This window comes from Flavobacterium sp. CG_9.1, from assembly GCF_015751645.1.
Lineage (GTDB): Bacteria > Bacteroidota > Bacteroidia > Flavobacteriales > Flavobacteriaceae > Flavobacterium > Flavobacterium xanthum.
The window spans coordinates 26,547-39,958 of record NZ_JADOVC010000034.1 but is presented as its reverse complement, the minus strand read 5'-3'; the positions used below and the strand labels follow the sequence as shown (position 1 = coordinate 39,958).

General features: G+C 37.5%; 8 protein-coding genes. 6 read left to right on the top strand and 2 right to left on the bottom strand.

What is annotated here, in order from left to right; translation table 11 throughout:
- The first annotated feature begins 166 nt into the window (after positions 1 to 166).
- From IWX83_RS17320 to IWX83_RS14840, 5 genes are all read left to right on the top strand, one after another.
- Positions 167 to 322, top strand: coding sequence for a Gfo/Idh/MocA family oxidoreductase (locus IWX83_RS17320; protein ID WP_370568436.1), 156 nt, complete (start codon positions 167 to 169; stop codon positions 320 to 322).
- A gap of 168 nt (positions 323 to 490) precedes the next feature.
- Positions 491 to 1,702 carry an MFS transporter gene (locus IWX83_RS14855; protein WP_196830823.1) on the top strand — a complete coding sequence of 404 codons (1,212 nt, stop codon included), beginning with the start codon at positions 491 to 493 and terminating at the stop codon, positions 1,700 to 1,702.
- 535 nt (positions 1,703 to 2,237) lie between these two features.
- Positions 2,238 to 5,075 carry a carboxypeptidase-like regulatory domain-containing protein gene (locus IWX83_RS14850; protein WP_196830821.1) on the top strand — a complete coding sequence of 946 codons (2,838 nt, stop codon included), beginning with the start codon at positions 2,238 to 2,240 and terminating at the stop codon, positions 5,073 to 5,075.
- 10 nt (positions 5,076 to 5,085) lie between these two features.
- Positions 5,086 to 6,441, top strand: coding sequence for a DUF5689 domain-containing protein (locus IWX83_RS14845; RefSeq protein ID WP_196830820.1), 1,356 nt, complete (start codon positions 5,086 to 5,088; stop codon positions 6,439 to 6,441).
- A gap of 58 nt (positions 6,442 to 6,499) precedes the next feature.
- Positions 6,500 to 6,961: an FKBP-type peptidyl-prolyl cis-trans isomerase gene (locus tag IWX83_RS14840; RefSeq protein WP_196830818.1), complete on the top strand. Its 462-nt coding sequence runs from the start codon at positions 6,500 to 6,502 to the stop codon at positions 6,959 to 6,961.
- A gap of 59 nt (positions 6,962 to 7,020) precedes the next feature.
- On the opposite strand, the gene IWX83_RS14835 is transcribed toward IWX83_RS14840, so the two are convergent.
- Both IWX83_RS14835 and IWX83_RS14830 read right to left on the bottom strand, forming a co-directional pair.
- Complete coding sequence (locus tag IWX83_RS14835) at positions 7,021 to 9,138, bottom strand: glycoside hydrolase family 97 protein (RefSeq protein WP_196830816.1); 2,118 nt, start codon at positions 9,136 to 9,138, stop codon at positions 7,021 to 7,023.
- 534 nt (positions 9,139 to 9,672) lie between these two features.
- Positions 9,673 to 11,319 (bottom strand): DUF6377 domain-containing protein, encoded by a 1,647-nt coding sequence (locus tag IWX83_RS14830; protein ID WP_196830814.1) that lies wholly within the window; start codon positions 11,317 to 11,319, stop codon positions 9,673 to 9,675.
- A 655-nt stretch (positions 11,320 to 11,974) separates the two neighbouring features.
- Here IWX83_RS14830 and hflX point away from each other — a divergent pair.
- Complete coding sequence (hflX, locus tag IWX83_RS14825; protein WP_196830812.1) at positions 11,975 to 13,225, top strand: GTPase HflX; 1,251 nt, start codon at positions 11,975 to 11,977, stop codon at positions 13,223 to 13,225.
- Positions 13,226 to 13,412 lie beyond the last annotated feature (187 nt).

The following is a 13,412-nucleotide window of genomic DNA, read 5'->3' as shown; positions in this document are numbered from 1 at the left end:
CATTCGATTATAAATGATGCTATTGAACCGGTATCGGCTCAAGATGGCGTGCAGGTAATGCAAATTATTGAAGGGGCCATTCAAAGTAGCGCTCATAAAAAGGTAATTGACCTATAAAGTCTACCGCGAATTCGCCAATTTTCTATACTTTTTTATAAATTAGCGAATTCGCGGTAATCATTATGATTTTTTTGACGGAGTTTATCATTCGATTATAAATGATGCTATTGAACCGGTATCGGCTCAAGATGGCGTGCAGGTAATGCAAATTATTGAAGGGGCCATTCAAAGTAGCGCTCATAAAAAGGTAATTGACCTATAAAGTCTACCGCGAATTCGCCAATTTTCTATACTTTTTTATAAATTAGCGAATTCGCGGTAATCATTTTTATAAACAATAACGTTGTATTTTTCCTCAAATGTGTTGTTTTGACACAACCAATCATTGCTTTTTGTAATTTTGACCCATTAAATGCTAAAATAAATCACTTTGATAGATTTAAACTTTTTAGGAAGGTTACGAACAAAAGCCAAGTTAAAGAAATCATATAAGGATGCGAAGATTTCTTATCTAAACCGAATCCGTTGGGCAGTTTCGATGTTTTATTTTGGGATGGGTTTGTGTTTTGCCACCTGGGCCAGCCGAATCCCGGATATTAAAACGACCTTGCATTTAAGCGAAGGTGATTTAGGAAGTATTCTATTCGCATTGCCATTAGGACAATTAGTAATTATGCCTTTTTCTGGGAAATTAGTAACCCGATTTGGAAGTCACCGCATCTTGATATTCTCTCTTTTATTATACGTTTTTAGCATGACCAATTTAGGTTTGGCTGCAGCGGCTTGGCAACTGTCATTAGGATTATTTGTATTTGGAATCTTCGGAAATCTATCTAATATCGCCGTAAACACGCAAGGCGTTTACACCGAAGTACTGTTCAAAAAAACCATCATGTCCTCTTTTCACGGGATGTGGAGTTTTGCCGGATTTATGGGAGCACTCGTGGGATTGGGCATGTTAGCTTTTGAACTCTCGCCTTACACACACTTTCTCATTGTGGCCGGAATCGTATTTTTGATGATGGCGTTCAACTATAAATTTTTAATCAAAGCCAAAGAAATCAAGCAAACAGAAAAGAAAAAGTTATTCTCAAAACCAGATAGTGCGCTGATTTGGTTGGGCGTAATTGGGTTTTGTTGCATGGCCAGCGAAGGGGTCATGTTTGACTGGAGTGGCGTTTATTTCAAAGACGTCATCAAAGCGCCGGGACCATTAGTAATTTTGGGGTACACTTCTTTTATGATTATGATGGCTGGCGGACGCTTCTTAGGAGACGGTCTGATTCAGAAATTTGGTCGAAAAACGGTCTTGCAGATCAGCGGAATTATGATTTCGGCAGGACTATTTACCGCCGTATTTTTCCCGTTTGTCATTCCTGCCACCATCGGTTTTATGTTGGTTGGGTTGGGTGTTTCTACAATTGTACCCACCGTGTACAGTGTGGCTGGAAAAAACCCAAATGTTTCTCCTAGCGTGGCGCTAACGACCGTTTCCAGCGTTAGTTTTCTAGGTTTTTTGATGGGGCCACCTATTATTGGATATATTGCAGAGCTGTCGAGTTTGCGTTTTTCGTTTGCCTTTATTGGTGTTTTTGGGATATTTATTGCCATCATGGTATCGCGTATCAAAGCAATAGCGTAATATTTTTTTCAGGAGCAGCAGCAGTATTTTTTATAAGAAAGTGATCTCCCGCTGTTCGCAGTATCTTTTTTTAAACGCATTTCGTGTTGTTTTCAAGAAGTTCAATTCTCCAAGCGTTTATAAAAAAAGGATACTTGCTACCATCGCGGCTATACAGTTCGTTTGTTTTGCTAAGAACTTTTTCCAAAAACAGGCACCAAAATTACTGTCATAAAAATAATTTACTTGAAAATCAATAGGTTAGTATTTTTTTGTTTACATTTAACATTAGAATTCTTTCATGCGTTAGTACAATTGGATGCTGAATAGTAAATACCACTTTTTGCAGCAGCATCTTTTTTAGGGTTTATACCACTTTTCCAAAATTCACTTTTAGTTATTTAAAGTTGCTATCCTTTATTGGATACCCTTCTTTATGCTTTTAGTTCAATCTTTAAGGATACACTTAAGGGTTGAACTTCTTGCATAAGAGAAAGAAAGCAAAGTTTTTGGCACTGTCAATTTTACTAAATATAACCCCTCATCTGTTGAATACATGAATAAATTTTACATTGTTTTCTTTCTTGTCTTTCAACTTGGAGGTATTAATGCACAAAATAACACTGGAATATTTGGAAAAGTAGTGGATTCCAAAACCCAAAATCCTTTGGGTTTTGTAGTTGTGAGTATTCAAAATTCGTCATTAATGCAACTCACAAAAGCCGATGGTAATTTTAGTTTTGATGCTGTTCCTACAGGAAATATTTTACTTCTGGTACACAGTCAAGGATTCCAAGACGGCTTATATCCCATTGAAATTACCGAAGGGCAAAGGCTCGATTTAGGAACGATTGCGCTCGAAGAAGACCAATCTATTGAGCAACAAAGTAGTATTATCACGCTAATTGAAAGCGATTTTGGCGAGGACAACAGCAGTTCCGAAAGTACTTCTGGACTTCTGCAATCCTCAAGAGATGCTTTTCTGCAAGCCGCTGCCTTCAACTGGGGACAAGCCCGTTTTAGAGTTCGGGGTTTAGACAGCGAACATTCTACGATGATGATCAATGGCGTTGCCATGAATAAAATCTTTGATGGACGACCACAATGGGGCGAATGGGGCGGTTTGAATGACGCGCTTCGCAATCAAGAATTTACACTCGGAACTGCCCCTTCGGATTATACGTTTGGCGGTATTTTGGGAACACAGGAAATTAATACACGGGCTTCTATTTATAGACCGGGCTCCCGAATCTCATTTTCAGGTACGAATACCAATTACAGTTGGCGCACGATGGCAACACATGCTTCTGGAATGAACACAAGAGGTTGGGCTTTTGTAGTTTCGGCAGGAAAGCGCTGGGCACAGGAAGGCTATTTTGAAGGAACTAATTATGATGCGAATTCCTTTTTTATTAGCCTCGAAAAAAAAGTAAGCGAGAAACATTCGTTCAATCTAACCGCACTGTACACGCCCAATTCCAGAGCTAAAAACTCACCAAACACAGCCGAAGTAACGCAATTAACTAACGTAAAATACAATTCCTATTGGGGTTTTCAGGATGGTGAAAAGAGAAATGCCCGCATAAAAACGATAGAGGAACCTACGATGATGCTGAATCATTATTTCAAAATCAACGATAAAGCCAATTTGAATTCGAGTGTGATGTATCAGTTTGGTAAAATTGCCAATAGCAACATCGACTTTCAAAATGCAAATAGTCCAGATCCTGCGTACTACAGAAGAATGCCTAGTTATTACACCTCGCTCTATGCGCGCGATAACGGAGAGTTTTCGGGAGCTTTTACCCCTGATTTCGAAAATGCAGAGAAAAGTAAAGCTGCATTTTTAGCCAATCCACAAATTGACTGGAAGGCGTTGTATGAGGCGAATCAAAATCCTATTTTTGATTCCAATGGCATAATTACAGGCTATGAACCCACACAAAGTAAGTATGTTTTGTACGAAGATCAAGTCCAAGATCAAACGGTGGTTGCCACCACAAATTTAAGTGTGTACTTATCGGAACATATCGCTCTCAATGCAGGAGCGTCTTTTAAGAAAGTACAATCACAGCATTCACAACAGCTTTTGGACTTGCTAGGCGGTTCTTATTTTGAAGATATTGACGCATTTTATGGCGGAAATCAGTCTCAATCTGATTTAAATAATCCAGACCGCCAAGTAGTGGTTGGTGATACGTATGGATACAAGTCTAATTTTTATGCCCATACTTTAGATGCTTTTACCCAGTTTAAGTTTACCTACAATAAGGTAGATTTTTATCTGGCTCAAAATTTTTCAAAGAGTAGCTATCAAAGAGAAGGTTTGTATAAAAACGGTATATATCCCAGCAATTCCTTCGGGAAAAGTGATAAAGTGGCATTTGAAAACTTTGGCTTCAAAGCCGGATTGAATCTAAAAATTTCGGGAAAACAGTTGGTAACTTTCAATGCAGCCCATTTGACGAAAGCACCGTCATTACGCAATACTTTTGCAAATTCAAGAGTGAATAATTCAATTGTTGACGGGCTCGAAAGCGAAAATAACAGCAGTTTGGATGCTAGTTATGTGTACCGATCTCCAAAATTAAAAGCCCGATTAACCGCCTATTATACTTTACTTAAAAATGCCACTCAGATTTCCTTTTATTATGCTGAAGGAATTTTTGATGATGGCGCAGGATATTTGAATACCGATGCTTTTGTAAGTCAGACTTTAACGCAATTGAATAAAAAGAATATCGGAGCAGAATTCAGTTTGGAATACCAACTAAGTCAAACGTTTAAAACTACTTTTTCAGCCGCATTTGGCGAATATACGTATGACAGTAATCCAAAAGTGACGTTGATTAATGATGCGCAAGCTTCAGTGGACAACACGAGTCCGGTTTTCGATTTTGGAACCGCGGCACTCAAAAAGTACAAGCAAGCGGGAATGCCGCAACGAGCCTATTCCGCAGGAGTGGAATACCGAGACCCCAAGTATTGGTGGATTAGCGCCAACATCAATTACCTGACCAATAGTTACATTGATATTTCGCCCATTTCCAGAACCGAAATATTTTACAAAAATCCTGCCAGTGGTTTTAACTTTCCGGAGGCGACAGAGGAACGAGCAGCACAACTGCTTCAACAAGAAAAATTTGATCCCACCTTGTTGCTTAATGTTGTGGGTGGAAAATCGTGGAGAATCTATGGGAAGAATGTTGGAATTTTTGCCAGCATCAATAATGTGCTTGATGTTACCTATAAAACGGGCGGATACGAACAAGCCCGAAATGCAAATTTCAGAGAAAGAAACCAAGATGTTTCCAGCGGCACACCTTCTTTTGGACCAAAATATTTCTACGGATACGGCCGAACGTATTTTGTGAATCTGTATATCAATCTTTAAATTAAAGTATATGAAATCAACATTTTACAGCATCTTTTTATTATTACTAATGCCATTCACCTTCAGTAATTGTGTGACCGATGATATTCCAGCCCCCAAACTCTTATGTACACAACCAGATTTCGTGCCCAATAAATCAGTGGGTGAAGTTCAAGCCACTGCAAATGCTATTGTCACACAATACAAATACGATGATATTATCGAGGCGTATGTAGTTTCCAGTGATGAAGCTGGGAATTTTTTTAAGTCGATTTCCTTTCAAACTTTGGCAACAGCCACAACACCGGCTGTAGGTTTTAGCGTTCCTGTGGATGCTACTAACTTGTATATTGATTATAGATTGGGCAATAAAGTATACATCAAGTTGAAAGACCAATACACCGATGTTTCCTTTGGAGGCATGCGTATTGGAAGCATTTTTGTAAATTCCTACAATGAAGGTGGGGTAGGGCGACTTTCGCAAAATGATTATAAAAAGGTATTGAATGCGTCTTGTACCAATGTAAAAGAGGAAGTTTTATTGCGGTCCTTAGCAATGTCAGAAGCATTAAATGATTCCAATTTGAATACTTTAGTCGAGCTGTCTGACGTTCAGTTTTCAGCGGCTGCAATAGGTCGTAGGTATTTTGAGGAAACCAATAATGTGGGTGGCGCGACCAATTGGGGTTTGCTAGATAAATTAGGGAATCAAGTTTATTTTAGAACCAGCAGTTTTTCTGATTTTGCCACCAAAGTAGTGCCCGATGGCAGCGGTAAAGTAAGAGGAATTTTGACTAAATACGGAACGGACTATCAATTACTTCCCCGATCCGAAAAAGATGTGGTGATGACCGGAAAAGGAGCAGTCCCTTTTTTCTCCGAAGATTTTGAAACAGTAATAGATAAATCGAAATTGAGTTTACCCGCTTGGGCTAATTTGGTTCAAAAAGGAACACTTTTCTGGAAAGGAACAGTATATTCGGGTAACGGCTATGCCGAATTTAACATCACAGGAACTAAAGTTGTTTCGAATGTAGCTTGGTTGATTTCGCCAAAAATTGACATGGATGTTCACACGAAAGAAGTGCTGACTTTTAGAACCGCTCAGCATCATTTAGATGTAGACTCTCCATTAAATGCGTTGGACGTTTACGTTTCAACTAATTTTGATGGGTTGAATGTGACCTCTGCCACGTGGACTCCTTTGGTTATAAAGTTACCCAATCAGGCCACACCTTGGTATCAATTTATAGGAAGTGGCGCCATTGATTTATCTTCGTTTAAAGGCAAAATTAATATCGCTTTTAGGTACACTGGATCGGGGAAAAATTTGGCTTTGGATGGTGCTTTCCAAATAGATGATGTTCAGGTTTTTGGCGATAAATAATTTTTATAAAAGACAAGATTTGAATTCACTATATTTGCCCTTCTTAAAAATATATATTATGAAATCTACTTTATTAGCACTTGTTTCTTTGTTATTTGTTTCTTGTTTATCGGATAACGAAGCATCAAAACCTGTTGATTACACGGTTCAAAACGAAAAAGAAATCGTGGATTACATTGCCAAAAACAATTTAACAGCGACAAAAACGGATTCCGGTTTGTACTATGTGGTTAATGAAGCGGGAACTGGAACTCAGCCAACAGCTTCATCTAATGTAACTGTGGCGTACAAAGGGTATTTTACTAATGGAAATACTTTTGACCAAAGCAATGCTTCAGGAATTTCATTTGGTTTGAACCAAGTGATAAAAGGATGGACAGAAGGTATTCCCTTTTTTAAAGAAGGTGGAAACGGAGTGTTGTTAATTCCGTCTCATTTAGGGTATGGAGGCAATGACAACGGACCTATTCCTGGAGGTTCGGTACTTGTTTTTGATGTCAAACTGATCAAAGTAAATTAGTTTTAGCTTATTATAAAATCAAAAAAGGCTGTCTATATGGGACAGCCTTTTTTGATTTATTACTTTTTGATTTCAATAATGCTTATCGCATAACCGCCACCTGGAGCACTAAGTTGTGCTAGTTTTGATTTGTTGGTTACTGTTATTTTACGAATTGTATACGCTTGCGGATTGGTTTTATAATGCGCATCTTTTGCATCAGCATAAATCGTAGCCTCATATTTTTTTCCTTTTTCCAAGAAATCAAATTTGATGGTTGAGGTACGAGGTGCGTCTCCATTAACATTACCAACGAACCAATTGTTCGTTCCTTTTGCTTTACGGGCTACGGTAACGTATTGACCAGGTTCTGCTTCCAAGTATTTGCTGTCAGACCAATCTATCGCTACATCTTTTATAAATTGAAAAGCATCTAGGAAACGATCATAATTTTCTGGAGTATCAGCTGCCATTTGCAGTGGGCTGTACATCGTTACATATAATGCCAGTTGATTTGCTAGGGTACTATTTACATGGGAGTTGTTGTCCTTATTCATTTTACTCAAATCCATTTCAAAAATACCTGGCGTGTAATCCATCGGTCCACCTACCAAACGGGTAAATGGCAATACGGTTACGTGATTGGGTTTTGACCCACCAAAAGACTGGTATTCTGTTCCTCTTGCGGCTTCATTACCTATTAAATTTGGATAGGTTCTGGCAATTCCTGTAGGACGAACCGCTTCGTGAGCATTCACCATAATTTTATAATCAGCTGCTTTTTCAATCGCATACTGATAGTGATTATTCATAAATTGGTTGTAATGATTTCCACCATTTTCAATGATAGAACCAACATATCCGCTTTTTACAGCATCATAACCGTTGTCTTTCATAAATTGGTACGCTTTATCCAAATGACGTTCATAATTTCGAACCGAACCCGAAGTTTCATGGTGCATAATCATTTTAACGCCTTTTGACTTTGCATATTCATGCAATCCTTTGACATCAAAATCTGGATATGGTGTTACAAAATCAAAAACATAATCTTTCGAATGTCCAAACCAGTCTTCCCAACCTTCATTCCAGCCTTCGACTAAGACGCCATCAAAACCATGTTTAGCTGCAAAATCAATGTATTTTTTTACATTAGCATTGTTCGCACCATGTTTTCCATTAGGTTTTGCTTTAGAAAAATCAGTTACGCCAAGTTGTACCGTTGGAAATTCATCTGTGTACGCCCAAGAGCTTTTTCCAGTAATCATTTCCCACCAAACGCCTACATATTTTACTGGTTTGATCCAGGAAGTATCGTCAATTTTGCTAGGATCATTCAAATTCAAAGTTATTTTTGAAGCCAGAATTTCTCTTGCATCATCACTGACAATTATCGTACGCCAAGGCGAATGATGTGGCGCTTGCATGTATCCTTTGTCTCCTTTTGCATCAGGCGTTAACCAAGATTCGAAAACCATAGTTTTATCATCCAAATTCAAGTGCATGCAGGAATAATCAATTAATGCTGCTTCGTGCAAATTGATGTACAATCCATCCGCTGTTTTTAGCATTAACGAAGTTTGAACTCCTGTAGTAGAAAAAGAAGTTTGGGATACATTGGCCGTTTTTGCTTTTTCAGCCAATCCTCTAATTTCAGATAATTTGGAAGTGGTATAATCGTATTCTTGGGTGTCGTAATCCCCAGGAATCCAAAATGCGGTATGATCACCTGTCATAGCAAACTGGGTTCTTTCCTCCTTAATTACAAAATAAGTAAGGTTTTGTTGCGAAGGAAATTCATAACGAAATCCAAGACCATCATCAAACAAACGGAACCGAATAACGATTTGTCTCTCAGTTTCTTTTTGATTTAAAGTTACTGCCAATTCGTTATAATGATTGCGAATGGAGGCTACTTCTCCCCAAACGGGTTTCCAGTTTTCATCAAATGTGGTTGTTTTTGTATCAACAACCGTAAAGTCGTTCAACAACGATTTTTTGTCATCTTTCAGTTCCAAACCCAATTTACTAGGTTTCACCACCGCTTTATTTTTGTAATTTAAACTGTAACTTGGAGTTCCATCGTTCAGTAAAGCAAATTCCATTACAAATTTTCCGTTTGGTGATTGTAACTTTTGCGATTGTGCAGGGCTAAAAAACGCGAGCCATGCTAGGGCTGTGAAAAGAAATTGTTTCATTTTAAAATATATAAATTAATAATTAATCCAAGTTTGATGTTAGTAGTTCCTTAAGATGCGTTTACGAAATCGATTTATTCCGAAAAAGTAAAAGTAAACCCTTTAGACACTACATATTTTGCTGATTTAAAAAAAGTAGATTTTATTTCTAAAGTAATAATGCAAGTTAATCAAAATCAGACTATTGCAGTAAAAAAGCAATAAAAAAAAGTAGTGAATTTACACGAAGTTCTAATGCAAAGTAATAAAAAGCGACTTAGTTAGCACACTAGGAAGCAGGTGGGCGTATCCCTCCGTAAAAACTGCGGGTCGGGCTTTTGGCTCTATCTTTATTTTTTTAAAGAAAAAAAATAAAGGATGCCGCCGCAATCCCTTACGCAAAGAAATCCATCTGTACTATGAAAATATTTGTTTACGAACCGTTTAGAAACCTCTTAAAATCGTCCAGTAGAATTTTTTTTGTACAGTAAAATGGATCAAAACGACATAATATATTTCTAGCTTCCAATGATGAATAGCAAGAATAGCTTTTTTTTAGTGCAAATGAGTTCCAATGTGCATGACTTGATTTTCAAAATCTTCCCGCGCACCAGCTGCTTTGTTTTTGAGTTGCGAACGGTAATTGTAAATTGTAGAAACGGAATACCGCAGGAAAGTTGCAATTTTTGCACTGTCTTTGATCCCTAACCGAATGAGCGCAAAGATTCTCAATTCAGTATTGAGCAATTCACCTTCTTTACGTTGTGTTGCTTCATCATCAATTAATAAAGCATTAAATTCTGTTATGAATGTGGGGAAAAGTTGTAAAAAAGTGTTGTCGAAAGCAGCGAGAAAAGCAGCGAGTTCATTTTCTACAAATTCTTTTGATTTTACGGCAGTAATCAGGTCATTCATTTTTCCTGACGTAGCCATTACATTCAACTTGCGGCGGTATTCATCTAATTTTCCGATGTAATGGGAACACTGATCCATGTAACGACCAATGTATATTTCCTTTAAAAGGTTTGCTTCGGTCAACGTATAATTCGTATCGTTCAACTTCTCATTGAAGGTGTTTAATTCTTGATTCAATTCGGAGAGCGCATTGTTCGCTAAACTAATTTCCTGCTTGGCTTTGGATAATTTTTTCATTTGTTTAAAAAGTAAAAAAAGCAGTGCTAACAAGAATAAGGACAATATACTCACACTAATTAAAAACAGCATCAATTGAAATCGATTGGTTTCATTTTGCTCTTGATACGCCTCGTTTATAATGGGCAACATCTTCGATATTTCATAGGTTCTTAGGCGAGCATTACAAAAAAGGGCATCTTCAAGCGAGCGTTTGATATAGGTAGCGGCGCGGTCAATGTCTCCGTTTTCATACATTAGAAAAGCCAACGAACGCAACGAAATATATTCTTTTTTGGCCAATTGCAAATCGGAAATAGCCGAAATAGTCAACCATTTTTGCTCCTGCTCAGTATCTTTTTTTTGGCGATACGCCTGCGAAATAATGTAGGCAATAACCGCTCGGTCAGGACTATTATTATTAATCTTCGGGAAATAGTTCAGTAATAAAGTCAGTGTTTCATCGTGTTTTCCATCATCAAGAAGAGTACTAGACTTCGCCATAATGTAAGCACTGGACTGCGGTTTGTAATACTGTAAAGAAGAATCACGGTACTTTTGAGTCAGTATTATATATTTTTTTTTCTCTTGAATGGAGGCGGCGTAATCCGACATGTATCCATAAACGGTACTGTTTACCGTAAGATAATAACCGCGCAATTCAGGTGAAGTCTTGATCTCGATTCGGTTCAATATATCGGTTGCCTCTTTATACATTCCTAAAGTTCCCATGATGGAAGCCAAATTTAATTGGGCGTCATTTAGCTTTTGGATGTCATTCAGTTTTTCTGCTATTTGAAAACTCTTTCGGGCATACATCAATGCCGAGTCGGACTGATACGATTTATACTCCGCATATAATTTTCCGTAAATGGTATATTTTTGAAGATCGGTAGTGGTTTGGGATAACTGTTCCTTTAGTTTGTTGATTTCTAGCTCCTTTTTATTCGAATAAACAGCATAATCAGCTACCGTTTGATCTAATTCCTTCAATAGCGCATCAGAATTATTTTGGGCAAAAAGAAAAATAGGAACCAAGAATGCAATAAGTATTTTCAAAAAGCGATTCATTCAAATGGAATTTAATTGGTGTAAAAATAATTAAAAATCTAGTAAAATAAGTCATTCAAAAGCTTGAGGTTTTAAATTACCGCCAATTCACAACTATTTTTTTGCCACAGATCTCACAGATTGCCAAAGATTAATTTGCTGAAATATCGGTAAATTTTTTAAAGAAACGGCACACGGATAAAACGGATTTATCAGATTTTCACTGATTGTTAGAAATATTGATGATTCTTATCCACTGTGCTAATCTGTGAAATTAGTGGTAAAATTTTCTTTTAAATTTCGAGGTACATCAAGTGGTGGAAAATCCGTTTAATCTGTGCTAATCTGTGGCTAAATTTTAAAGAAATGGCACACGGATAAAACGGATTTATCAGATTTTCACTGATTGTTAGAAATATTGATGAGTCTTAAAATCTGTGAAAATCTGTGGAATTAACGGTAAAATTTTCTTTTAAATTTGACCCATTCATTGGAACAAAAACAATCTGTGGCTAAATTTTTATACTCTTTGCTACATTTTGATGCGGAATAAATTGCTGTAAAACTTTTTAGTTAGCATTTAAAACTATCAATATTTACGGCTTCTAATTTTTTTATAAAGCCATACCTTCATAAGTACAAAGCAAATCATTAAATTTGTAACTTATTCAAAGACATGTTAGAAAAAGAAGTAATAAATTTCGAAAAAACGGCTATTGTAGGTATAGTAACTCAAAATCAAAGTGAAGAGAAGCTTAATGAATATCTTGACGAATTAGAGTTTTTGACTTTTACCGCAGGAGGTCAAGTAGTGAAACGTTTTTCGCAAAAAATGGAACGCCCCAATCCTAAGACTTTTGTAGGAACAGGAAAAATTGAAGAGATCCATCTTTTTGTAAAAGAAAATGATATCTCGACGTTGGTATTTGATGATGAATTATCGCCATCCCAACAAAAAAATATATCTAAAATCATAACAGAATGTAAAATTCTGGATAGAACGCACCTTATTCTGGATATTTTTGCGCAACGTGCCGAAACTTCGTATGCCAGAACGCAAGTAGAACTGGCGCAATGCCAATATTTATTGCCAAGACTTTCGGGAATGTGGACTCACCTAGAACGTCAAAAAGGAGGAATTGGAATGCGCGGACCAGGGGAAACCGAGATTGAAACCGACCGTCGTATTGTTCGTGACCGAATCGCATTATTAAAAGAAAAAATAAAAACTATCGACAAGCAAATGGGCGTGCAACGCGGGAATCGTGGCGCTATGGTACGTGTGGCTTTGGTAGGATATACTAATGTTGGGAAATCAACCTTAATGAATGCCGTTGGAAAAAGTGATGTTTTTGTAGAGAACAAACTTTTTGCAACACTAGACACCACCGTTCGAAAAGTAGTCATCAAGAACTTGCCTTTCTTGCTTTCAGATACGGTAGGATTTATCAGAAAATTGCCAACACAGCTAGTAGATTCTTTCAAAAGTACGCTGGATGAGGTTCGTGAAGCCGACTTGTTATTGCACGTAGTTGATATTTCACATCCTGAATTCGAAGATCATATCGCGTCCGTAAACCAGACTTTATTAGACATCAAAGCCAATGATAAACCCGTTATTATGGTATTTAATAAAATCGATGCTTACAAACCGTTGACCATAGATGAAGATGATTTAATGACCGAAAAAACACCTAGACATTTCACTTTAGCCGAATGGAAATCGACTTGGATGAGTCGAGTAGGGGAGCAAAATGCATTGTTTATTTCGGCCACCAACAAAGAAAATTTCGAGGAATTTAGAGAACGCGTGTACGAAGCCGTTCGACACATTCACATCACCCGTTTCCCTTACAATAAATTTTTGTATCCGGATTATAAGGACGCTGTTGAGAAAGAGGACAAAGACGAGGAAGAAATAGAATAATTTATCCACATAAAGTACACAGCCGTCAGTTCGAGCGCAGTCGAGAACAGAGTTAGTCCAGCAACAGAATCCCTTTTGATATTTTCAAGAGGGATTTTTTTTGGGCATGCCCCAGCTTTCACTGGCGTTACAGCTGGGTCGGGCATTACGTTCTCAATCTCCCGAAAAACCGGGAGGATTTCCACTG